This is a genomic window from Acinetobacter sp. 24-47-47 (assembly GCF_057737035.1).
Genome location: NZ_CM173216.1, coordinates 2,043,931 through 2,068,666, shown reverse-complemented (window position 1 = coordinate 2,068,666; position 24,736 = coordinate 2,043,931). Strand labels below are relative to the sequence as shown.

19 protein-coding genes and 3 tRNA genes are annotated in these 24,736 nt (G+C 38.7%); 13 read left to right on the top strand and 9 right to left on the bottom strand.

What is annotated here, in order from left to right:
- Positions 1–152 precede the first annotated feature (152 nt).
- The 3 genes from AC1M9E_RS09670 to AC1M9E_RS09660 all read left to right on the top strand — a co-directional run bounded on the left by AC1M9E_RS09670 (position 153) and on the right by AC1M9E_RS09660 (position 3,015).
- Entirely contained in the window at positions 153–1,361 is a 1,209-nt protein-coding gene (locus AC1M9E_RS09670; protein WP_481607593.1) for an FAD-dependent oxidoreductase, read from the top strand.
- The gene (locus AC1M9E_RS09665) at positions 1,358–2,596 is read left to right on the top strand and encodes an FAD-dependent monooxygenase (RefSeq protein WP_481591808.1); all 1,239 of its coding nucleotides are present in this window, start codon (positions 1,358–1,360) and stop codon (positions 2,594–2,596) included. The genes AC1M9E_RS09670 and AC1M9E_RS09665 overlap by 4 nt, the downstream gene beginning before the upstream one ends.
- A gap of 170 nt (positions 2,597–2,766) precedes the next feature.
- Positions 2,767–3,015, top strand: coding sequence for a hypothetical protein (locus AC1M9E_RS09660; protein ID WP_035269751.1), 249 nt, complete (start codon positions 2,767–2,769; stop codon positions 3,013–3,015).
- A 40-nt stretch (positions 3,016–3,055) separates the two neighbouring features.
- Here AC1M9E_RS09660 and rsmI read toward each other — a convergent pair whose 3' ends face one another.
- Entirely contained in the window at positions 3,056–3,898 is an 843-nt protein-coding gene (rsmI, locus tag AC1M9E_RS09655) for a 16S rRNA (cytidine(1402)-2'-O)-methyltransferase (RefSeq protein ID WP_481588939.1), read from the bottom strand.
- A gap of 11 nt (positions 3,899–3,909) precedes the next feature.
- On the opposite strand from rsmI, the gene AC1M9E_RS09650 reads away from it, so the two are divergent.
- The 4 genes from AC1M9E_RS09650 to AC1M9E_RS09635 all read left to right on the top strand — a co-directional run bounded on the left by AC1M9E_RS09650 (position 3,910) and on the right by AC1M9E_RS09635 (position 6,908).
- Complete coding sequence (locus AC1M9E_RS09650) at positions 3,910–4,839, top strand: penicillin-binding protein activator (RefSeq protein WP_488224734.1); 930 nt, start codon at positions 3,910–3,912, stop codon at positions 4,837–4,839.
- A gap of 14 nt (positions 4,840–4,853) precedes the next feature.
- Entirely contained in the window at positions 4,854–5,270 is a 417-nt protein-coding gene (locus tag AC1M9E_RS09645; protein WP_488224733.1) for a YraN family protein, read from the top strand.
- Positions 5,271–5,334: 64 nt separating this feature from the next.
- The gene (locus AC1M9E_RS09640; RefSeq protein WP_035266827.1) at positions 5,335–6,027 is read left to right on the top strand and encodes a BON domain-containing protein; all 693 of its coding nucleotides are present in this window, start codon (positions 5,335–5,337) and stop codon (positions 6,025–6,027) included.
- Positions 6,027–6,908, top strand: coding sequence for an alpha/beta hydrolase (locus AC1M9E_RS09635; protein WP_092766808.1), 882 nt, complete (start codon positions 6,027–6,029; stop codon positions 6,906–6,908). Before AC1M9E_RS09640 ends, AC1M9E_RS09635 begins: the two co-directional genes overlap by 1 nt.
- 23 nt (positions 6,909–6,931) lie before the next feature.
- Here the strand turns inward: AC1M9E_RS09635 and nudC are convergent, their stop codons facing one another.
- The 3 genes from nudC to dnaQ form a co-directional block, all read right to left on the bottom strand.
- Positions 6,932–7,690, bottom strand: coding sequence for an NAD(+) diphosphatase (gene nudC / locus AC1M9E_RS09630; RefSeq protein ID WP_481607596.1), 759 nt, complete (start codon positions 7,688–7,690; stop codon positions 6,932–6,934).
- Complete coding sequence (locus AC1M9E_RS09625; RefSeq protein WP_481607597.1) at positions 7,690–9,330, bottom strand: chemotaxis protein; 1,641 nt, start codon at positions 9,328–9,330, stop codon at positions 7,690–7,692. Before AC1M9E_RS09625 ends, nudC begins: the two co-directional genes overlap by 1 nt.
- A gap of 119 nt (positions 9,331–9,449) precedes the next feature.
- Positions 9,450–10,877 carry a DNA polymerase III subunit epsilon gene (dnaQ, locus tag AC1M9E_RS09620; RefSeq protein ID WP_488224732.1) on the bottom strand — a complete coding sequence of 476 codons (1,428 nt, stop codon included), beginning with the start codon at positions 10,875–10,877 and terminating at the stop codon, positions 9,450–9,452.
- Positions 10,878–11,092: 215 nt separating this feature from the next.
- On the opposite strand from dnaQ, the gene AC1M9E_RS09615 reads away from it, so the two are divergent.
- The 6 genes from AC1M9E_RS09615 to AC1M9E_RS09590 all read left to right on the top strand — a co-directional run bounded on the left by AC1M9E_RS09615 (position 11,093) and on the right by AC1M9E_RS09590 (position 21,190).
- A complete protein-coding gene (locus AC1M9E_RS09615; RefSeq protein ID WP_488224731.1) occupies positions 11,093–14,305 on the top strand; it encodes a LysM peptidoglycan-binding domain-containing protein in 3,213 nt (1,070 codons plus the stop codon).
- A 39-nt stretch (positions 14,306–14,344) separates the two neighbouring features.
- On the top strand, positions 14,345–16,192 hold the full coding sequence (locus AC1M9E_RS09610; protein ID WP_488225208.1) for an extracellular solute-binding protein: 1,848 nt from the start codon (positions 14,345–14,347) through the stop codon (positions 16,190–16,192).
- Positions 16,193–16,203: 11 nt separating this feature from the next.
- Positions 16,204–17,274, top strand: a complete 1,071-nt coding sequence (locus tag AC1M9E_RS09605) for a microcin C ABC transporter permease YejB (RefSeq protein WP_481607600.1) — start codon at positions 16,204–16,206, stop codon at positions 17,272–17,274.
- 3 nt (positions 17,275–17,277) lie between these two features.
- On the top strand, positions 17,278–18,288 hold the full coding sequence (locus AC1M9E_RS09600) for an ABC transporter permease (RefSeq protein ID WP_488224730.1): 1,011 nt from the start codon (positions 17,278–17,280) through the stop codon (positions 18,286–18,288).
- A complete protein-coding gene (locus AC1M9E_RS09595) occupies positions 18,266–19,843 on the top strand; it encodes a dipeptide ABC transporter ATP-binding protein (RefSeq protein WP_488224729.1) in 1,578 nt (525 codons plus the stop codon). Before AC1M9E_RS09600 ends, AC1M9E_RS09595 begins: the two co-directional genes overlap by 23 nt.
- A 102-nt stretch (positions 19,844–19,945) precedes the next feature.
- On the top strand, positions 19,946–21,190 hold the full coding sequence (locus AC1M9E_RS09590; protein WP_481590238.1) for an NADH:flavin oxidoreductase/NADH oxidase family protein: 1,245 nt from the start codon (positions 19,946–19,948) through the stop codon (positions 21,188–21,190).
- A gap of 59 nt (positions 21,191–21,249) precedes the next feature.
- On the opposite strand, the gene AC1M9E_RS09585 is transcribed toward AC1M9E_RS09590, so the two are convergent.
- From AC1M9E_RS09585 to AC1M9E_RS09565, 5 genes are all read right to left on the bottom strand, one after another.
- The gene (locus AC1M9E_RS09585) at positions 21,250–22,653 is read right to left on the bottom strand and encodes an iron-containing redox enzyme family protein (protein ID WP_481609781.1); all 1,404 of its coding nucleotides are present in this window, start codon (positions 22,651–22,653) and stop codon (positions 21,250–21,252) included.
- A 157-nt stretch (positions 22,654–22,810) separates the two neighbouring features.
- Positions 22,811–22,886 (bottom strand) — tRNA-Glu (locus AC1M9E_RS09580).
- Between the two features lie 45 nt (positions 22,887–22,931).
- A tRNA-Glu gene (locus tag AC1M9E_RS09575) sits at positions 22,932–23,007 on the bottom strand.
- Between the two features lie 24 nt (positions 23,008–23,031).
- Positions 23,032–23,107 (bottom strand) — tRNA-Glu (locus tag AC1M9E_RS09570).
- A 214-nt stretch (positions 23,108–23,321) separates the two neighbouring features.
- On the bottom strand, positions 23,322–24,734 hold the full coding sequence (locus AC1M9E_RS09565; protein ID WP_481607605.1) for an amino acid permease: 1,413 nt from the start codon (positions 24,732–24,734) through the stop codon (positions 23,322–23,324).
- Between the last annotated feature and the right edge of the window lie 2 nt (positions 24,735–24,736).

Here is a 24,736-nt window from a genome sequence, read left to right as displayed (position 1 = left end):
TTTTAATGTCATATTCAATATTGAAAAATGAATTATGGCTTCATCTTCAATAACGCTAATTCATTATAAAAAGTAAAAACTTTATTGTAAGATGAATTTGATTAAGAATTTATGTGTATGCAGCTATTGCTTGCTTTTATAAGGATCAAAACATGCAACAAGAAGTCATCATTGTCGGTGGTGGAATGGTCGGATTAAGCCTTGCTCTTATGCTGGCTAAAACTAACATTGCAGTGAAATTGTTAGAGGCGATCAGCTATCCTAACTATGATGATGCTAACCTTGCACCATATCATTCAAGTTTTGATGCCCGTAATAGTGCGCTGTCACGTCGAAGCGTGCAAATTTATCAAGAATTGGAAATTTGGGATTCACTGCAACAATATGCAACGCCTATTTTAGAAGTAAATATCACAGAAGAAGGAAGCTTCGGTAAGGCACGTTTAATCGCGGCTCAAGAGAAAGTAGAGAGCTTTGGTCAAGTGATTGAGAATGCATGGCTTGGACGAGTATTGTTATCAGAGGTCAAAAAAAATCCACTCATTGAGTTAATTGATGGTGTTCAAGTGACGTCGCTTAAACAGGATGAGAATTTAGCTTATCTTGCAGCATTAAAAGCGAATGAACATTTGCAGTTTCAATCCAAATTAGTCATAGCAGCAGATGGACGTGATTCTTTCTGTCGAAAAGCACTCGGTGTTGGTGCATCAGTGTATGATTATGATCAAGTGGCGATTGTCACTACAGTGCAGACATCCAAACCTCACTCCCATGTCGGTTTTGAACGTTTCAGCCCACTTGGTCCTTTAGCATTGTTGCCTTTACCTGGTGAATACCGTCGCTCTGTTGTTTGGCCAGTGCCTAAAGGTACTGAGGGAGAGTGGCTAGGTGATGGAAATGATCAGCATTTTTTAGATGCTCTTCAAAAAACGTATGGCGATCGAGCTGGAAAATTTGAGAAAACTGGACGTAGATTTAGTTTTCCTTTGTCTCAGGTTTTGGCTGAAAAACAAGCAGTAGGACGAGTTGTACTTATGGGTAATGCTGCTCATACGATTCATCCAGTCGCAGGTCAGGGTTTTAATTTGTGTATGCGTGATGCATATGTATTGACCCGATATTTAAAACAACAAGTCATCAAAAATGCCGATTTAGGTGAAGCTGCTGTACTGAAAGAGTATGAAAAATCTCGACTCAAAGATCAGCAACGTGTGATCAAGTTTTGTGATTCTGTGGTGCGAGGCTTTAGTAATCAAAATCCAATCCTAAAATTTGTGCGAAATACAGGTCTAATGTGCTTTGAAAATATTCCAGGTATTAAGCCACTCGTTGCCAATTATGCAATGGGGTTAAAAGCATGAATGATGCTATTTTAGATGTCGTGATTGTGGGCGGTGGTTTAGTTGGTGGATTAACGGCTTTATTGTTGGCTAAAGGTGGAGTTCAAGCGACTGTACTTGATGCAGCACCGATATTGGATCACGAGAAGACCTTAAAATCATTGAATCCTCGTGTACTTGCATTGAGTCAAGCCACTATTCATTTGCTTAAGCATGTTGATGTATGGGGAAAGTTAGCTCGTCAACAACCCTACACGGGAATGCAGGTGTGGAACAAAAATGGCTTTGGTGAAATCAATTTTGGAACATCAGCGCATTCTAAACCTGATCAAGCACAAATATTAGGTTCAATGGTCGAACCAAGTATCTTGAACCTTGCGATTCAGAGCATGATGATCGACCAGATTGATGATTACCGTACTCAGATTCAAGTGAAACGTATTGAGCAAGGAAATGGTTGTTGGATTCTTCATCTCGCTGATCAAACTCAATTGAAAACGAAACTTTTAATTGGTGCGGATGGTGCAAACTCATTCGTACGTGAACAAGCCATGATTGATTTGGATGTTTTGGATTATCATCAGGCTGGTATTAGCTGTGCAATCAAGACGGAACAAGCGCATCAACATGTTGCGAGACAAATCTTCTTAGAAACAGGGCCACTGGCTTTTCTCCCAATGGCAAGTTTAGAAGATCAAGAATATGGTCATTGGCAATCCATTGTATGGACTTTACCAGATGATTATGCAGACGAATTTGCGTCACTCTCAGATGAAGATTTTGTACAATTACTGACACGAGAGAGTCATCATATGTTGGGCAAAGTATTAGCCGCAACGCCTCGAGCAAAATTCCCACTGAAAGCACGAGCTGCTCAACGTTATATTAAAGATGGCTTAGCGCTAATTGGTGATGCAGCCCATGTTATTCATCCACTTGCTGGTCAGGGGGTGAATATTGGTTGTCTAGATGCAGCAATTCTATGCGATGCGCTACTTTCGGACTACGCACGTGGCGTTTGGGCTCATGAGCAAACTTTATTGAAATATGAGCATCGCCGTAAATTTCAAAACGATGCCATGATGCATAGTATGTCTATGATTGGGTGGATGGAATCTGCTCCTGTTTTTCCTATTGTTTGGGCGAGAAACTTTGGTTTGAAACAAGTTGAAAATATCAGTGCGTTAAAATCGGCGTTTATGTCGCAAGCGAATGGTTTGAGTCAGCTCAGTAATACAAGATATCAAGTGAATTGAAATCTGATCTAAAAAGAATCATCAGTATATATTTTTTTACCAATATGATTAAAAAATATACAAATGAGGTGCTTTAGATACTATGCGAAAGATAAAGAGCTTGATACATTTCTCTAAAAATCAAAGCACGTTCCAATCAGGTGCGTGAAAACATTGATGGGGAGTTTGAAATGACAGACGCAAATGATTTTGATGACAACGAAGACAGTGTTGTAGACGAAAATGAATCACAAGCAGCAGAAAAAGGTGCGGCCGTAAGTGACGTTACTGTATCTGATGCCGATGTCGCGGAAGCTGAAACATTAACAGTGACAGCTAAACTCAAACAACGTCAGGCACTGGAAGATGAAGTTGCTGCTTTTCTAGCACGTGGTGGTCGTATTACTGAAGTTCCACCTGATGAATCAATAAAAGATTAATAAAAAAAGCACCATCAATATGGTGCTTTTTTTATTTTGCTTAATCATTCGCACCACTGAGCTCTAGCGCGCGTTGATATGCGACTTTCTTTTTGATTCCGGTGAGATCAGCTGCAAGTTGAGATGCTGCTTTTACAGATAAATCTTGCAATAAACGATTGAGTAATTTGTCTAATTCTTCTTGCTGCATGTCTTTTTCAGTGGCTGCTCCAGCAATGACCAGTACAATTTCACCTTTTTGCTGGTGATGATCATTTGCAATAAATGATTGTAAATCTCCAAGGGTCATTTTTTTGATTGTTTCGAAGGTTTTGGTAATTTCACGTGCAAACCCGACTTCACGGTCAGCCCCGAACACAGAGACCATATCCGTTACAGAGTCTAGGATTCGATGTGGTGCCTCATAGATGATCATGGTATGCGTGTTGTCTTTCAGTTTATTTAATTGAATAAGACGTTGTGATTGTTTCGAAGATAGAAATCCTTCAAAACTAAAGTGATCACTGGGTAGACCTACAGCGCTTAATGCTGCAATAGCTGCACATGCACCTGGAACAGGAACGACACGAATACCATGCTCCTGAGCTGCACGAACCAATTTAAAACCAGGATCACTAATCAATGGTGTACCTGCATCACTGACGAGTGCAACATTTTCACCATTTTTTAACTTATCGATAATTATATCAATTTTGTTACTTTCATTGTGATCATGGCACGCTGTAAGCGGAGTTGAGATATTATAGTGTTTCATTAAAAGAGCGGACTGACGTGTGTCTTCTGCCGCGATAAGAGAGACAGACTTTAAAACATCAATTGCTCGATAAGTCATGTCATCTAAGTGCCCAATTGGCGTCGCTACAACAAATAACTGAGCACTCATAAGGTTTCTCCATGTTGGATCTATTAAGAATAAAAAAAGAATTCATTGGTATTGGCTTATGTGGAATGATTTTCCAAGCCCAAGCGGAAGTATTGGTTATTTTACCTGATTCAGGCCCTATGGCGCGAGCAAGTAATAGTATTAAAAATGGTATTGATGAGGCTTATCAAAAGTCGAACAGTGAAATACCAATAAGATATGTCAATTCGGATCAAAAACGATTAAAAGAGATCCTAAAGACGCAAGTCAGTCAAAACACCAAACTTATTATTGGTCCACTAGCGAGACAGGATGTCGAAGCAATAATGAAAGAATCACTTAAAATTCCTGTTTTAGCACTGAATGAAGTTCCTTCAAAACATGTGAAAGTGTGGCAGTTTAGTTTATCGAAAACTGATGATGCTCAAGTTTTAATTAAACAGATTGAAAGTGATCGAGTTCAGCATCTCTATATCTTGCGTGAGTCTGGTACTGAGTCTGAGAGCTTAAGCTTTGTAAATGCCGTGTTTAAAAATTTTCATGGTAAATTTTCTCTAGTCCAACAATTGCCTGATATAAAGTCAAATGAAGGTGTGTTGCTTTTAGGCAGTATGGCGTGGATCAACTCATTGAAGAATAAGCCTTCAAAACGTTTGTATGTTCAGGCTTTTGCTATTGATCATAATATGGATATTCCGAAGGGAACTAAATTCTGTGATGTTCCAGTCATGGTTCAATTTTTAAAAAAACCTAATCAAACAACAGAAAATACTGCTGCATTCCAACGTCTCAATGCCTTCGGTCAAGATGTTTGGCGTTTGGCGGATTTGATGTTGAAAACGAAGAATCCTGATCAAATATCAATTCAAGGTCAGACTGGGCACTTGAGTTTTAAAGAGCATCGGATCGAAAGAAAACCTGCGTGCTTCGAGAAAACATGGTTTAGATTAAAAAATATTTAAGAGGACTTAAATGGATGAGTTCTCAACAATTAGGTATATGGGCTGAAGACCAAACTGAAAAAGTCTTGATCTCACAGGGTTATATTGTGCTGGCTCGAAATTTTCATTCTCGTTATGGTGAGATAGACCTGATGGCTCAACGTGATCTTGAGCTTATATTTGTTGAGGTCAAAGCCAGATCAAAAACAACCTATGCTTCAGCACTAGAATCAATATCATCGAGCAAGCAAATTAAAATTGCGAAAACAGCAATGTCATTTCTTCAAAAATTTCCAAGCTATACAGAGTTTTATTATCGTTTTGATGTGTTTTGTTTTGATTTTCATAAAAAAATTGCAAAACCGTTACAGCATGAAATTTCTGATATGGATTATGATCTCGAGTGGATTGAAAATGCATTTACAATAAATGCAGACTTGATTAATCTATGAACCGAATGAGCTAAGCCATTTCCAACAATAGAAAAAATTCAAGTTTCACGAGGAGACGGATTGAGTGTTGAAGCGTATTGTAATTTCGATGGCGTGTGTTGCTAGTCTTTCAGGCTGTGCAAGTTTTATTTCAGGTGGAACTGGCGCAGAACCAGTTGGGGTGGTGAGTGGAGCTCGTTCTTTAGGTCAGGTATTTATTGACTCTTCAATTGAACGTACAGCAAAGATCAATTTATACAAATTGGATGCTCGTTTTAAACAATCTCGAGTCAATGTGAATAGCTTTCACAGTAATGTCTTGTTAACAGGTCAAGTGCCTGATGCGCATTTGAAACAGTTAGCAGAAGATAACGTTCGAGCGATGAGTGATGTGAAATCTATTCATAATTACATCACAGTTGGTCCTCAAATTGGTTACTCTACCATCATGCAAGATGCGACTGCGACAGCGAATACACGTGGCTTAATTATGCGTGCGCCAGTTGTTTCAGACAGTAAAGTCTTGGTTCATACTGAAGATGGCGTGTTATATGTGATGGGACGCTTAAATACAGCTGAAGAGCAAGATCTCATTGAAGTTTTACAACGAGTAGGGAATGTCACGAAAATTGTTACTTTGATTGATAACGTGGAATCTGCTCAAGTAGGCGCAGGTGTTCAATCATCATCACTTATGAACCCTTCAGCGGTGAGTACTCAACCTTATGTTGAAACACCCGTTGCAATTGATCCTGATGCTGGTGTTAGTTACCAATAATGTCGAATAAGATTGCGCAATTTTTTCCGAAATCAGTTCAGTTAAAACTTACCCAGTTGAATCAAAAACTGAATGCTTTTCGCCCATATAATTTGGGTGGTTTGGCATTAAATCAATTGACCTCAAATAAAGGCTATTCTGTAAAAAGAAATATTGCTTATGGTCTTAAAGCTCGGCAACGACTGGATCTTTATGTTTGCCAAGCGCCAGCGAATAAACCTTTAGTTATATTCGTGCATGGTGGTGCATGGAGTAGAGGAAGTAAGGACGATTACAAGTTTCTTGGAGAAAGTTTGACACGTGCTGGATATAACCTCGCCGTAATAAACTATCATCTGGCGCCAGAACATATTTTTCCTCGTTACGTAACTGACCTTGCAGATTCAATTCAATATTTAATCAAAAGTGCTGATAAATATGGTATTTGTGCAGATCAAATAGCGCTTATCGGACATTCTGCTGGTGCTTTTAATGTGATGTCACTGATTTACCATCCTTCATTCATTGACTTTGAAGGACGAGATCGAATTAAAGCGTTGATTGGTTTGGCTGGACCCTATCACTTTAACTATCTAGGTGATCATTTATCTGAACATGCATTCGATAAAGCAGTAAATTTCAAAGCGGTGATGCCATACTATTTTGTAGAGAAAAATAATATTCAGCACTATATTTTTCTAGCAGATCAAGATACGTTGGTAAAAGATCATAATTCTGAAGAGATGCATCAAGCACTGTTAGCTGTAGAGAATCATAGCCAGCTCATTCGGGTGCCTCGTACTGGACATGTATCAATCATGGCAACAACTGCCACATTATTTGATCGACTCTTCAAAACTCGATCTCTCATCCTGAAAGTTTTAGAAGAGTCCTTCAAATAAATCTATAACGATTCGGATTTGAGTTATTCAGATTTGAAAGGAGTATTGTGAATGACATGTTGAATCATGGCATGCGCAATACTTCCTGCAAATGGAATTTCTGGTAAGTCATCAAATTTAAAGAATTGGGCATCACTAATTTCATCTTCTTGAAGCACAATTTCACCTGAATCATACTCGGCTCGAAAAGCAATCATTAAATTACTTGGGAATGGCCAAGGTTGGCTGGCAAGATATTGAATATTTTTAACGTTTAGACCAATTTCTTCCATGGTTTCGCGTTGCACAGCCTCTTCTAAAGTTTCACCAACTTCGACAAAACCTGCAATCAATCCATACATATTGGATTTATTTTTTGCATTTTTCGCCAGCAAAATTTCATTATCACCTCGTGTGATTACGGTGATAACACAAGGTTGAACACGAGGGTATTGGTGATAATTACATGCTGGGCAGATCATGGCATATTCTGAATGGTGCACATCCGTTTCTGTACCGCAATGACTACAAAATTTATGATTACGACGCCATTCTAATAATTGAACTGCTCGACTCGCTTGTTCAAATTGTTGCTTAGACCATTGAGTGATCAACTGTCGAATTGGCACAAGTTGATAACCTTCAGGAATTGCTTCTTCAATATGTAGATCTCGTGCAATTACTTGATCACCAGATTGGAAAATCAGATCACTCTCTAAACGTTCAACACGTGGTAATTGGAAGTTTTCATCGACGATAAGTTGATGTTGTTTAAAAATATAAGCAACAGAGAGTTCAGACATTAGGCAACCGCTTTAATTTTTTGACTGCTGATGAGTGCAGTCTCAGATACTGATTTATGAATAGGATAATCATACTTCAAGCCATCAAGATGAAGTTCTAGACTGGCAAGCACATCTAGAATGTGCTGAAGTTGTTGGGGGGTGAGTGATTTCTGAATATCGTAATAGTGTTCAACCGCCTCAGCACTATTTTTTAGCGCATTACTTAATATTTGAGCATCAAGAAATAGAGCAGCACCGCTTAATTGTCTTAAATTGGTTGTGATGTTTAATAAATCATTTATGTCTTGAACAACATTGTTTTGAAAAAGTTTATCCCCTAGTTCTTGCAAGAGAATTCTAGCTTCTTTTTGCAGCGTTTCATGCGCATCATCTAACCGATCCAGTGATATATTCATATTATTCACATCAAGTTGAATGCGAGTTGGTGCAAAATTTCGCTTCAAAATCCCGATAGAGTTCATAGCCGACAGCATGCTGTTCATTAATCGTTGAGCAAAATCGGCATTTTGTTGAATATAGGTTCGATGAAAATGATCTGCTTGCAGTTTCATTTCTGCATAAGCTTCATTAAGATTCATCACTAAAAAGATATTTGCCATACGATAGAGCTTTAAGCGAATATCTAAAATTTGATCGTCAGTAAAACTTTGATAGTGACTTTCAATATCTAACCTTAATTGATTCAATTCTTCTGTAATCAAGTGAGCAACGGTATCGATTGTTCTTTGATCAGGTCCAAACAGATGGCGACTAAAAATTTGTAGTTGAACATCAGTCAAAATGTTGTCCGAGATTTGAAAATACTCACGAAGCATTTGTGAATCGTAGTTTTCTTGGCTAATACAAATCGCTAAAGCATTAGCAAAGTCAGTTTCATCGACCTGAAAATACTGGGGTGCATTTAAAAACTCTCGGATCTGACTGCCAACTTTAGCCAACCATTTTAGGCGTGCATCACTGAGAATGAGTTGGTCAAGTTGATTAAATGCGATTTGCATCAGAAGCCAATATTGTTGACTCGGTGTTTCAAGAGAGAGCAGTGCTATATGATCTACAATGAGTTTAAAACGATTAAAATCGTCTTCAGTTTCATTTTGCGTCACTAATTTTATTAAACAATCTTTATATAGTGTATTCCAATAATCAGATGAATTAATCTGATTCGATGAAGCTTGCGGTGTTAAAGTTAATTGTTTCTGAGTGGTCTGAATTCCATTACCCAAAGCTGTGCAAGGGATGTTCAATACTCGCTCAAGATGGTTAAGTGTATCTAAGAGAAATTGGGGGACATCGACTTCACGTAAGCAAATAAATTCGATATATCGCTTTAGCATCGTTGTACCATCACTTAATGCAGCAGCGTATTTCAGGTTTTTTGCAGTTGGATTTTGCATCATCTTTGACATGACTTGCGCACAGTAGTGTGCAAGTTGTGCGAGATGAGGAAGCTCGATCATGGCAAAAACTTGATTGGATTGTTCAAGTCGAATGAATGCGTCATCTATCCCAAAAGGAAGTGTTTGATCCTCAATAAGCTCTGATACTGTATTTTCGACCTGATCGATGATTTGATCAATTTCTTTTTTAACAATAAGTAATGCTGTAGGGTCAAAATAAATTGAACTTTGATAAGACATCGATCGAAACCTATGTTGGCCGTTAATTTTGCTCAGAGCCCAGAGAAGGGGAATTTTTGCTCTAAATGAATATAGCCGAACTGATCGTACTTTACAAAATGAATCAAGCAGATGGAAGATTATTTAGCAAATAAGCACGGCTCGCCATTTTTTTCTTGGTAATCTTCGATCCATTTTTGGTGTGCTGCTAATTCCTCATCAGAAGCATAAATGATTGGTAAATCTACCTCAATTTTTTGGTACTGATTTTGTCCAGTTTCAGAATGATGATCATGCGCTGAGAGTGCATCGATATCAAATGAAACTTGACCACCTGTCATGGCTAAATAAACATCTGACAGAATTTCTGCATCCAGTAAAGCGCCGTGGAAGGTACGATCACGCTGTGGAACTTCGTAGCGCTTCACTAATGCATCCAATGAGTTCTTTTGACCTGGATGTTTCGCTTTTGCCATTGCAAGTGTATCAGTCACTGCGCAGACTTCTGAAAGCGTACCAAAGCCAGCACGTTTGAACTCCATATCTAAGAAGTTCATATCGAAAGTTGCGTTGTGTGCGATAATTTCTACACCTTTTAAGTACTTGTACAGTTCAGCAGCGATTTCTTCAAATATAGGTTTATCTTTCAAAAAATCATCAGAAATACCGTGAATTGCTTCAGATTCACCGACTGGTTTTTGGGGATTGATATAAATGTGAATTGAACTTCCTGTCAGTTTACGATTGATCATTTCAATCGCACCCACCTCGATAATACGGTCTGTATCTTGATAATAAAAACCTGTAGTTTCCGTATCTAAAATCAGTTGGCGTGGTCCTTGTAAATTTAAACGAGCAGGCGTGACCACAATATGCGGATGCGATTTTTTAGCTAACTGAGGAACGCTTTGATCTACAGATTCAGAATCTAAGTCCTGTGCATCAACTGTCTTAATAATATCTGAGGAGTTAAAGGTGACTTCGTCCGTGCGGTATTCAGCTTGATCTTCATTTTCTGCTAAATCAATTTCCACTTCTTCTTCAACTTCTTCACTTTGATCATTGAGATCTAAACCAAACGGATCATTGAGCAACCAATCTTCAGACTGTTTTTTTTTATCATTCGCTTGCAGGGAATTTTTTAATTGTTCAGCCGTTTGGTCAGCGCCTTGATTAGCTAACTGATCTGCCATTTCATTGCCTGAATGTCCTGCATGACCTTTAATCCAGTTCCATTCAATATCTCGACCTTGACAAACTTGGTCCAAAGTTTGCCATAAATCAGGATTTTTAACGTCTTTCCAATTTTTCTTTTTCCAACCACTGATCCATTCAGTAATGCCACGCTTTACATAGTTTGAATCTGTCCAAATGATCAGCTTTGCATCAACAGGACAAAATTTAATTCCTTCGATTGCGGCTGTTAACTCCATACGATTATTAGTCGTGTCAGGTTCACCACCACATATTTTATGTTCTGTATCCTTAGTGATGATGTAAGCACCCCAGCCACCTAGCCCAGGATTACCACGACATGCGCCATCAACATAAAGTGTTATTTCAGACATAGTTTGAACCAATCAATCGAATAAAGTGTTGAACATCAAGTTCGGAAATTTTATTGTATACGTAAATGCGAAACATCAGTGCGATAACTGGATATTTTTTAATGTCTTGTAACATTTATAAGCAATTACTCATCAAGAAGAGACTTGCCTGAACAACCAGCTCCTCTAAAATGGCTTATATACAATAAATTTACTATGCGTCTTTCGGAATTTGTATGTCTAAAACAACCACCGCAGTGTGGCAGCCATCTGCAACTTTTTTATTTAAAATTTCAGTAATTACTTCCGCAGTAACCGGATTAGGCGTAATGACTGGCTGTACAGCGAGTCCCACTTCCGCAAAGACGCAAAAGTCGAATCAACTCGGCATGTTAGATGCCAGTAGTTTAGATTCACTTGAAGATCTTTTATCTGCAACTGATATGCGTGCAGTTGAAGGTGATCGTTTACTTATTTTAAAGCACGGCGATGTTTGGAAACGTATGACCGTTGGTTTTAAAATGGATGAAACAAAGTGGGATCCACGGATTGATGCTCAAAGAAGTTGGTTTATTACGCGTCAGCCTTATCTGGATCGTTTATCCGCTCGAGCTTCTCGTTATCTTTATCATACTGTAAAGGAAGCAGAGCGCCGTGGATTACCTACAGAACTTGCTTTACTTCCCGTCATTGAGAGTTCCTATGATCCAGCTGCAACGAGTTCAGCGGCAGCTGCAGGGATGTGGCAATTCATCCCAAGTACAGGTCGTATTTATGGATTAAGACAGACCAATTTGTATGATGGACGCCGTGATGTAGTTGAGTCTACACGTGCAGCCTACGAGTTTTTAGGAAGTTTATATAACCAATTCGGTTCATGGGAATTAGCTTTAGCGGCTTATAACGCTGGTCCTGGACGTATTCAACAAGCGATTAACCGTAATAAGGCTGCTGGCTTGCCTACAGATTATTGGTCATTACGTTTACCTCAAGAAACAATGAACTATGTACCTCGTTTCCTTGCGGTTGCACAGATTATCAAATCCCCCGAAAAGTATGGCGTAAGATTACCACCAATTGCGAATCGTCCTCACTTTAGAGAAGTTCCAGTTCCAGCAGGTGCGAGTTTAAGCGAAATTGCTTCTTTGGCAGGCTTAAGTCGTGCAGAACTTTATCAACTGAATCCAGGGCATCGTGGTGATATTATTGATCCTCAAAGTCCACAGCGAATTTTAATTCCAGCAGATTTAAATCCAAATATTGATCGTAAACTTAAAGCACTTAAACCAAGCAGTACAGGTCTATGGGCGAGCGCTTCAAGCCCTGTTTCTACATCTACGCCAGCAACCACAATTACAACGACAGTAAATACACCAAAAGCTTCAAATGCTTCCGTATTGGCAACTCAAACAGCGAAGCCAGTTAATAATACTCAAACACCTTCAGTATCTACAACAATTTCAACTTCGAAGGGTAGGACTCCTTCTGGTTCTGATGCATTGGCAGCTTTTGCTGCTTCGGCAGTGGTGCCAAGCGCACCTCGTATACCTGTTGCTGTTACACCGGCGCAAAATGTTAAACCTGTACGTGTAGAACCAGAAATCACTGCTGAAGAAAAAGCCAAAATCTTAGCTTCAATTGCACCTGAAAAAACCACAACAACTACGAGTTCTGATCAAATTATTGCCTCGGTCATTGAACCACAGGCCACTGAAGCAGAAAAAGCGGAAGTCGTTAGAGAGATTAGTGCCATTGCACCCCAAGGTACTGAGATTGTTGATCCGTTGGATGGCAAGATTAAATTAACTGCGATTCAAACAAGTCAATCTGTGGCAGCAGGACAAGGTTCAGAAGTTAAAGTTGGCTTTGCTTATCCTAAATCTGTAGCAGAAAGTACTTTGCCTACTTCTGAGGAAGCCCAGCTTAATCAAGGTAAGGCATTTAAGAAAACTGAAAGTGAAGTGGTTGTAGAACCACCTAAGGGTAAGCGTAGTACGTATACGGTACTCCCTGGTGACACGCTAGCAATTATTGCAATGAAAAACGGCGTAAGTTGGAGAGATATTGCAAAATGGAACCAAGTAGATCCAAATGCAACCTTATATGTAGGTGCGACCCTATATCTCTACGATGCTAAACCAGTAGCATCTGCTCAGAAAACGGATATAAAGCCAGCAAGTTATATTGTAAAAGCAAATGATAGTCTGACTAGTGTTGCAAACCAGTTTGATTTGAGTGTCCAACAATTGGCTGAATTGAATGGTCTAACTATCAATAGTAATTTACTGGTTGGGCAGAAGTTAAATCTAATCCAGTCTCAAGCATCTAAATCAAGCAAAACAGAACAAGCTGTAACAAAGGTCCAAACGAAATCTTATACGGTTAAACGTGGCGAATACTTAAAGTTAATCGCTGATCGATATGGACTTTCGACTCAAGAGTTAGCGTCATTAAGCTCAGGACTGAAAGCTGATAGTAGCCTGTACGCGGGTCAAAAAATTAATGTTCCTTTAGAAGAAGTGCAATCTGCTACAGCTTCATCAACAACTCGCGCGAGTAATGCTAAAACTGTACCTGAAATTCAGACTGAAACTTACCGCGTACAACGAGGAGATACGTTGTACAACATTGCAAATGCGCATAAGTTAACCGTTGTTGAGTTGGCGACACTGAATAATTTGGATATTGAAAAAGGATTGATGGTTGGTCAAACCATTAAAGTACCAGCGGGATCTAAAGTACCAGAGCAATATGTTGTTCAATCAGGCGATAGCCTGAATGCCATTGCAAGCAAATATAATCTTTCTGTTGCACGGTTAGCAGAAATGAATGGCTTGCGAACAAATGCTGGATTACAAGTTGGGCAAAAGCTGAATTTGAAAGAAGATGAAAATAAAGCTTCCACTAAGCAGAGTTCGACACGAAATAATTCGGTTGCTGAGAAAGTGGAGTTTCACACTGTGAAGAGTGGAGAGACCTTAGCAAGTATTGCGCGACAATATGATATGCCGCTTCAATCATTACTTACGCAGAATGATCTAAATGCGAGATCAGTCCTTCAAATTGGTCAAAAATTAAAAGTAAGTGGCGATGTTGAAAAGACGGCTGCAAGTACAGAAAAAACACCAGTCCGTCAATCAAAATCGCGTGATACAGAGGATTATGCTGTCAAATCAGGCGAGTCTCTTCATGTTATTGCTACACGATTTGACATGACTGCAAAAGAACTTGCAGATCTCAATAAGTTAAACCTACGTGCTGGATTGCAAAGAGGCCAAATTATTCAAGTTCCTAAAGTGGTCACAGATTATAAAGTCCGTAGTGGTGATTCCCTGTACAGAATTGCGAATCGATTTGGTATAGACATTGATCAGCTTGCAGAAATGAATGGTTTGAAACCAAACACACCTTTACAGATTGGTGCTACGATTAAAGTTCCACATTCTTAAGTCTGCTTAAGCAATCAGGAATTTCATATCGAGATGTGCATTTCATCAACTTTGTCAAAAGCAAAGTTTATTTTCCTCTTCTTGCCCATTCATATCAGTGCATGGGCAAATCTTCAAACGACGCCTTATATTGCTTTACAGTCAAAACCGAAATATCTGAATTTAGATGCAATGCCATATGCCAACCCAGACGCACCAAAGGGTGGAAAGTTGGTGAAAGCAGCTGATGGGACATTTGATAATCTAAACGGTATGAATGGGCAAGGAAGTTGGGTTGAAGGTACAAATTACTTGTTCGATACGCTATTTTCCAAGTCATTAGATGAACCAAATGTGTTTTATCCACTTTTGGCTGAGAAAATTCAGTTTGATCCAAGCCGAACAAAATTTGTGATTTTTCATTTAAATCCACGTGCTCGATTTAGTGATGGATCTCCTGTACTGGCTGAGGATGTTAAATTCACGTTTGAAATGTATTTAACCAAAACCAATCCCGGTTTACAGATGTATTTGTCTGATTTAGATAAAATTCAGGTTCTGTCTAAACATGCCGTAAAAATGGTATTTAAATCAGAAAGTAATACTGAAATGCCAGCAATACTTTCACAGATGCCAATTTTTTCTAAAAAAGATTGGCAATCTAAAGATTTTAGTCGAGCAACACTCAAACCCATTTTAGGATCAGGGCCATATAAAATTAAAAATCTTGATGCTGGTCGTAGTATTACCTATCAGCGTAATCCCCATTATTGGGCTAAGGATTTACTTGTAAATCGTGGTCGTTATAATTTTGATCAAATTAAATATGTTTATTACCGTAGTTCGGACATTGCATTTGAAGGATTTAAAGCTGGACAATATACATTTCACCAAGAGAAATTTGCTCGTAAATGGAAGACGGAATACAACTTTCCAGCATTTAACTCAGGGTTGGTTAAAAAATATAGTGTAGCTTTACAAAACCCTGCTCCGACACAAAGTATCGTTTTTAACACACGAAAAAAACCGCTAAACGATATCTATTTTAGACAAGCAATGACCTATGCTTATGACTTTGAATGGCAAAATAAAGCATTGTTTTATCAACAATATCAACGTTTACAAAGTCATTTTCAGTTTAGTGAGCTCGAAGCAAAGTCAGTCCCAAGTCCAAAAGAGTTAACAATATTAAAACCTTATTTATCTCGGTTGCATCCTTTACAACGAGAAGGGGTATTAAAAGCGTGGAAATATCCCGTCACTGATGGTACAGGTTACAATCGTAAAGGCTTACTCACTGCTCGGAAAATTTTAATTGAGCAGGGGTATTCATTTAAAAATGGTAGTTTGCATGCGCGTGATGGAAAACCAATTCAATTAGAATTGCTTCTTCATCAAGAGGGCTTACAACGGACGCTCATGCCTTATATTCGAAATTTAAAAAAATTGGGTATTCAAGTTTCGATTCGGCAAGTCGATATGCCTCAATATTTACAGCGGATGCGTCAATATGATTTTGATTTAACCACGATGGTGATGCCTCAGTCACTAAATCCTGGGAATGAGCAAGCGCAATTTTGGAGTAGTCATGCTGCAAATGAAGAGGGAAATTATAATTTTTCTGGTGTGAAAAATAGCGTTATAGATGAAATTATACAACGTATTATCCATGCACCTAATCGTGAAAAATTAATATTAAATACACGTGTCTTGGATCGTTTATTACGTGCTGGATATTATCAGATACTTACTTATGGAAATGATCGTGAATGGTATGCGTATTGGAATATGTATAAACAGCCACAGATTAAACCCAAACTCGCTGTTGGTGAAGATTATTGGTGGGTAGATCAACAGCAAGCTCGCAAAGTGGCTACTTATCTTGGTCGAAGTAAAGGCTCACGTTAAAGGTTAAATTTATGGGGCTTTATATACTTAAACGACTTTTGCTGATCATTCCCACCTTATTTTTGATATTACTCATCAATTTCGCCGTCGTTCAAATTGCTCCTGGTGGACCTGTTGAACAGGCAATACAGAGAGCTGAGCAGTTTCAAGGCATTGGTGTTGTGTCTGGTTCGGCATCTCAAATTAATGAGTTTCAGAGTCATTATCAGGGTACGCGAGGACTCAGTCCTGAAATGGTCGAGCAGATCAAAGCGCAATATGGATTTGACCGCCCTGTGCATGAGCGCTTTTTTCAAATGCTCAAAGGATATTTTCAACTGGATTTTGGAACGAGCTTTTTTAAAAATAAATCAGTAACAACATTAATTTTGGAAAAAATGCCAGTCACGATCTCCCTTGGATTATGGAGTACCTTACTGATCTACAGTATCGCCATTCCTCTAGGGATCTGCAAAGCGAAAAGACATGGCAGTCTGTTTGATCAAACGACCTCCTTAATATTGGCGGTAGGTTATGCAGTGCCAACTTTTGTATTTGCTATTCTACTTATTATGATTTTTTCGGGGGGATCGTATTTACAATGGTTCCCATTACAAGGATTGGTCTCTGAGAATTTTGCAGAACTCAGTTTTATTGATAAAGTTAGAGATTATTTTTGGCATCTTACATTGCCTGTCCTTACTATTATATTAGGTGGATTTGCGACCCTCACATATCTAACAAAATACTCTTTTATGGAAGAATTAAATAAACAATATGTGACGGCAGCTCGTGCTAAAGGTTTGACCGAGCAACGCGTTTTATACAATCATGTTTTCCGTAACGCCATGTTGATCGTTATAGCAGGATTACCTGAAGCACTGATCGGAATTTTTTTTGTTGGCAATCTATTTGTAGAAATTATATTTAATCTTGATGGTTTGGGATTGCTCGGATTTGAGGCAATTCAGCAGCGTGATTATCCTGTAATTTTTGGAACATTGTTTATCTTTACGTTGGTCGGTCTAATTTTGAGATTACTCAGTGATGTTCTATATCAATTGATTGATCCAAGAATCAATTTTGATCGTCAAGGAGCATAAAAAATGTCTCCACATTTCGATCAACGAATTTCAAAATTTAAGTCACATCGACTCGGATTCTTCAGCTTCATTTTATTTATCGCGATCTTTATTTTATCCTTGGGGGCAGAGTTTATTGCCAACGAAAAACCTATACTTATTTATTATAAAGAAGAAATTTATTTCCCAATTTTTAAGCCTTATCCTGAAACAACATTCGGTGGTGTCTTTGAGACTGAGGCTGATTATAAAGATCCAGCTGTTCAAGAATTGATTAATGAGCATGGATGGCAGATTTGGCCTATCATCCCATTTTCATATCAAACACCTAATTATGAATTGGCAGAAGCTGTACCATCTCCACCGACCTCCGTGAATTGGTTAGGCACAGATGATCAAGGTCGTGATGTCTTGGCAAGATTAATATATGGTATTCGTATCTCTTTGCTGTTCGGCATTGCACTTACTATTGGATCTGCATTCATAGGAATTACCATTGGTGCTATCCAAGGCTACTTTGGCGGTTGGTTGGATCTGATCGGTCAAAGGCTGTTAGAGGTGTGGGGTGGTCTACCAATGTTATTTATTGTGATGATCTTAGTGAGCATGTTTACACCAAGCGTATATTGGCTGTTTTTAATTATGCTAATGTTTGGTTGGACTGCGTTAGTTGGTCTTGTTCGTGCAGAGTTTCTGAAAGCCAGAAATTTGGACTATGTGCGAGCTGCGAGATCACTCGGTGCTACAGATAGTCAAATTATTATCAAACATATTTTACCCAATGCTATAAGTTCGTCACTCTCACAGCTTCCTTTCATTCTTACCGCTAATATTACCGCACTTACAGCTTTGGATTTTCTGGGCTATGGTTTGCCACCTGATACAGCTTCAATTGGTGAAATTTTATTACAGGGTAAGAATAATCTATCAGCACCGTGGTTGGTTTTATCTGGATTTTTTAGTCTAGCAGTTGTGTTATCTATTCTTATTTATATTGGAGAGGCAGCTCGAGATGCATTTGATCCAAGAGGCTAAACCAATACTTGAAGTCAACAAGCTCAATATTCAGTTGAATGAACAAAAAATCTTAACTGATTTGTCTTTTAAGCTAAATGCGGGTGAGACAGTAGCGATTGTTGGTGAAAGTGGTTCAGGAAAATCTCTAGCTTGTCTAAGTCTTCTAGGTCTTCAAGATCGCGCTCTAGACTTAAGTGGTGAAATCATATTTCAAAATGAAGATCTGCGTCTAAAACACGAAGATCAGTTGCGCTTAATACGTGGCAATAAGATCGCGATGATATTTCAAGAGCCAATGACGGCACTTAATCCATTACATACAATTGAAAAAATTATTTCAGAACCTTTATGGTTGAAGGGGCTTAAGAGAAAAGGCATTCGAAAAAAAATAGAAGAAGTGCTTTGTGATGTAGGGTTGGGTAATTCATCAGACATCCTCAAGCGATATCCACATCAGTTGTCTGGTGGACAGCGTCAAAGGGTGATGATCGCAACAGCTCTGATTTCGGAACCTGAAATTTTAATTGCAGATGAACCAACAACAGCCCTTGATGTATCACTACAGAAGCAAATTTTAAATTTAATTAAAGACCAAGCGCATCAAAAAAATATGGCCTTAGTTTTGGTTAGTCATGATTTAAGGTTGGTGCAACAATATGCTGATCAGGTATTGGTTTTGTCTAAAGGTGTCACAGTTGAACAGGGGGATGTCTCTCAAATATTCCTGCAGCCTCGCCATGAATTTACTCGACTGCTCCTTAATCAGCAGTTTGATTCGATTTCACCTATCAGTGAACAGGCCAAAGAACTTTTAAATACTGAACATCTTCGAGTGCGGTATCCACCTAAGCTGAATTTTCTGAATGTATTTAAAACTCAATTTATAGCGGTGGAAGATTTAAGTTTCCAGCTTAAACAAGGAGAGTCGCTTGGTATTGTAGGTGAAAGTGGGTCTGGAAAAACCAGTGCTGCACTCGCGCTTGCACGACTCATAGAGTCAACAGGTACCATTGAATTAAATCGTATCAATCTCAATCAGTTGTCTGACAAGCAACTTAGAGCGCATCGAAAAGATTTTCAAATCGTTTTTCAAGATCCTTTTTCGAGTCTCAATCCAAGAATGGATGTTTTGTCGTTATTAACTGAAGGGTTAAGATTAAAAAAAATGAGAAAGAGTGAAAAATTAAATCTCGCGATTCAAGCCCTTGAAGAGGTTAATCTCACAAAAGAATTTCTTGATCGTTATCCTCATCAAATGTCGGGTGGACAGCGACAAAGAGTATCGCTGGCCAGAGCACTTATTCTGAAACCTCAATTACTCATTCTGGATGAGCCAACATCTGCATTAGATCGCAATACACAAATAAAATTGGTGAAATTACTTCAAGTTATACAGCAGAGAACAGGGATCAGTTACATCTTTATTAGTCATGATCTGAAAATTGTGAAAGCGTTATGCCATCGAGTTATGGTGATGAAAGATGCAAAAGTTTTAGAAATTCAAGAGACAGAACGTTTATTCCGTGCACCGATTCATGCTTATACGCAACATCTTATACAAAGTAGTTTATAAAAGTTATTTGACAAGAAGGATTGTCAATTTTAGACTGAAATTCAGGGAAGTCACGCCTAATTGGTTTTAGGTTTAGATAAGCACAAAATTGAGAACTTCAAGATGAGTAAAATTGCTGAGCCGATTCAAATTCGCAATACAACTTTCAAAAATCGCATTATTAAAGGCGCAATGAGTGAAGCTCTAGCGAATGCTGCTGGTGAACCAAATCATTTGCACACAGGCTTGTATGAAGCTTGGGCAAGAGGAGGTTTAGGGTGTTCAATCACAGGAAATGTGATGGTTGATCTACGTGCGAAGAATGAGCCTGGTGTCGTCGTGGTCGAAAATGAGCGAGATTTACCTAAATTAAAGGCATGGGCTGACCTAGGTAAACGTTATGGTATGGTCCAGCTTGTTCAATTGTCTCATCCGGGCAGACAGTGTCCTAAAGGCTTAAATAAAGAAACTGTTGCACCGTCTGCTGTTCCATTTAGTGCTATGTTGGCTACTACCTTTGCTACTCCACGGGCTCTCGAGCATGAGGAAATCCTAGATCTAATCCAAAGGTTTGCAACCTCTGCAGCGATTTGCGAAAAAGCGGGCTTTGAAGGTGTTCAATTACACGGTGCTCATGGATATTTAATCAGTGAATTTCTATCGCCACTGACCAATAAGCGTAATGATCAATGGGGTGGCAGCATTGAAAATCGTATGCGTTTCTTATTAGAAATTTATAAAGCTGTTCGAGCTGCAACATCCGAGAATTTTATCGTTTCAGTGAAATTGAATTCCGCAGATTTTCAACGAGGTGGAATTACTGAAGAAGAAGTGATTCAAGTATTTAAAGCTATTGATGATGCAGGAATCGATTTAATTGAAATTTCAGGCGGTACGTATGAAGCGCCCGCAATGGCAGGTGCTAAAGCTGAACAGCGTAAAGCAAGTACCATTGCACGTGAGGCTTACTTTTTAGATTTCGCAGAGAAAATACGTCAAGAAGTAAAATGCAAACTGATGGTTACAGGTGGATTCAGAACCGTTAAAGGGATGAATGATGCTTTAGAAAGTGGTGCATGTGACTTTATTGGAATTGCACGCCCGCTCGCTGTAGAAACGGATTTAACTGATCGTTTGATTGCAGGACACGATGTTAGATATGCAGTAAAACCAATTAAAACAGGGATTCCATTTATTGATAAAATGGCAATTATGGAAATTATTTGGTATGCGGCACAATTCAAAGCGATTGGTGAGGGTAATCAACCTAATCCAAAACTTTCACCTTTAAAAGTTTTTCTGAATTATGCAAAAGGAAATGTGAAGGCTATCATTCAGGGCAAAGTTAATTCAAGAAAATCTGCATAGTATAAATCAATACATATAAGGAGCCTTTATGGCTCCTTATTTTATGCGGCGAGTTAAAACTAAAGCGCAAGTGTTTGAAAAGGGAAAAGTAACTTAGAGACTTCTTGGGTTGCCCATAATCCGATCGCTCGTGGATGATAGTAAGGTGATAGATATGGAATTAATAATGCGAGTTTATCGTTTGTATCATCTAATGAATGACATTGATGTTTGATCTGTTCAAGTTCATGTTGATTATTGTATTTTGATAGCCAGTTTTGATCTCCTGTTACAGGCATTCTTTTTAAACGAACAGTTAATGATTCCCCTTGAATCCAGTCTTTGATCAGCATTTTCTCAGTTGCATTAAACACACCAAACATTTTGCCATCACTATCGTGAATAAGTTTCCAAAAACGACTTTCTTCGACAGGCCTGTTTTTAATAATCCATTGTTTATCAATTAAGATTTGAATAAATTCAGATATTAATTCAGGTTGAGCGAGCCATTCGTTAATTGATCTGCCATTAAATTGACATTTTTGGTTATGGATATGTTGACCGACAACTGCTTTTCTTTGCAGAAGTTGATAAACGCTTTGAGTCAGATCAATTTCTCGGATGATATTTGTTGAGCTCAAGCCAAGATCATTCATTTGGAAACCCATTTTCACCAGTTCAAGATATTTTGATTTATCTTGAGCTTGATGATAATGATCAATAAATGCCTGTATTGATTTTTCAGCATGTCCATTGTGTGCATTATCAATTGTAATATGAATATTAAAATAATGAGGATCAATTCCAAGTTCTGCTAACTCATAATTGGTGATTAACAGGTGTAGTGGTAATTGTTCATAACCCAAGTTAAATCCAATTACCAGTGGAAATAAATCATGTGATATATATGCGAGAGCAAGTTGAACAGCGGCTTGTTCAAAATAAATATCATCTAAATAATTAATGTACGGTTCAAGCTCGAAATGTCGTAGTAAGCTTTGATACATGCAAACATGATTTGCTTTAGCATCTCCCAAGCCAAGTTCTTCTAAGTAGATATAGCTTAGATCTTTGTTCTCAAACAAAGAGGGGTGCGTAAGAGATGAATATAGCCATGAGCCATCTGCATATTTAACTGGAGCAACTTTATATAAAAACTCTAAAGCATGAGAGATGGTTGGAAAGTAGTCACGCCCAAGGCCTGATTTTCGTTGATCTAGATAACTTTGAAATTTAGAACAAGTTTGATCATGTTCGTGTTGTATATGTTGCCTAACTTGGTCTACCTGATCAATCCACGATAAATGAGTCGTATTGAGTTGATCGAATAGTGAAAGAACATAGCTTTCGGCATATTCTGTTTTACATTCACGATTCACTTTAGGGTCTAAAAAAAACTCAACCCAGTCTTTATTTGTTTTAGGACTAATTGTATTTAATTGTGATGGGGATGCTAGGGGATTAAGTACGGTGTTGTCCAACATCATCTTCTCCAAGCGTTATTAAGGGTTTAAACCACCATAACCTGCAAAGATGATAATGTTGTTTATTTTGTGTTCGATTTTTAGGGTGACTAAGTTATAAAAAAAAGCCCAAGTCTTAAATGCTTGGGCTTTTTTATGAGATGTATCATCTCGAATATGGCGTCCCTACGGGGATTCGAACCCCGGTTACCGCCGTGAAAGGGCGATGTCCTAGGCCTCTAGACGATAGGGACAGTGCAGAAATATATTTTAAACCATGTTATTTCAATTGAAATTAATGGCGTCCCTACGGGGATTCGAACCCCGGTTACCGCCGTGAAAGGGCGATGTCCTAGGCCTCTAGACGATAGGGACTTAATAAAATCTACTTCTGAAAATTGGCGTCCCTACGGGGATTCGAACCCCGGTTACCGCCGTGAAAGGGCGATGTCCTAGGCCTCTAGACGATAGGGACGTTTCAGAGGTGGGCGTATAATAGGGTGAAAATAGGGGGGTGTCAAACGCATTTCAGCAAAAAAATTAAAAAAATGGTGTGTTCGTATGAAAATAAAACAATATTGAATTTAAAGGCTAAATTTAGATCAAATCTCCAAGAAATATTAGAAAAGCATTGGGAAAATAGGAACTGTCTAAGCAAAAAAATAGCGACCGAAGTCGCTATTTCAAAATCAAGATTTATCGTGATAAAACAGGTAATAACTGGCATAGCATACAGCAATGAACGCTAAACACCCGAAAAAGCTAATACGCATACTTGGATCAAATACCATACTTAAGCATGTGATAAAACAGAACACAAAACCTAAGATTGGGACAATTGGAAATAATGGAGCAGCAAAGCCCAGCTCTTCTTTTTTGCGCCCTTGCTTATACCAATCGCGTCTGAAATTAAATTGGCTTAAACAAATACTCATCCACACAACGACCATTGTGAAAGCAGCAATACCTAATAAATTGGTAAAAATAGTCTCAGGTGCGAATTGTTCTGACAATAAGCCTGGTAACCCACCGATCATTGTCACGATCACTGCAACATAAGGGATACCACGTGCATTCACTCTAGAAAATACTACAGGGAGCTGCTTTTTGTAAGATAAAGACCACATCATGCGTGACGCAGCAAACAAACCAGAGTTAGCAGCTGATAATAAAGCGGTAATAATTACAAAACGGATGATATCTTCTGCATAGGGAATACCAATATGCTGGAAAACAGTCACAAATGGAGAGCTACTCACACCTTCAGCAGCTAAGCCAGCTTCTTGATGTGGAAGAAGTGACGTTACTACAATGATTGTACCTACGAAGAAAATCAACAGACGAAAAATCGCTGTATTAATCGCTTTAGGAACATTTTTAGCTGGGTCTTTAGTTTCACCAGCAGCAACCCCAATTAATTCTGTTCCAGAGAATGCGAAGTTTACGATAAGCATCGTAGCAAAAATTGGGAATAGACCTTCAGGGAACCAACCTTGAGCCGTTAAATTGCTAAATAAAGGCGCCGTTTCGTAACCTTGATAGCCAATTACGCCAAAAATTGCGAGTAGGCCTAAGAGAATAAATGCAACAACAGTAATAACTTTAACTAATGCCAGCCAAAATTCAGATTCTGCGAACCATTTTGTGGAAATCATATTTAAAACAAATACGAATACACCAAAGACTATAGTCCACATCCACATGGAACTATCTGGGAACCATTCCTGCATGAGGAGGGCGGCGGCTGTAAACTCAGTTCCTAAAGTAACCGACCAAGTTAACCAATATAACCAAGTGATGGTATAGCCTGTTCCTGGTCCAATATATCTTTTGGCATAAGCACCAAACGAACCAGACTCAGGCATATGAACGGCAAGCTCACCTAAACACAGCATAACCATGTAGGCGATAATCCCGCCAAGGATATAAGAAATAATGGCACCTACAGGCCCCGTTTGTGCAATGACTTCACCCGAACCTAAGAAAAGTCCAGTACCGATTGCGCCGCCAAGCGAAATCATAACCAGATGTCGAGTACTCATAGCGCGTTGTAAAGGCGCAGAATTGCCCTGATGCGAAGCATCATTCGGAGATGAGTGCATAG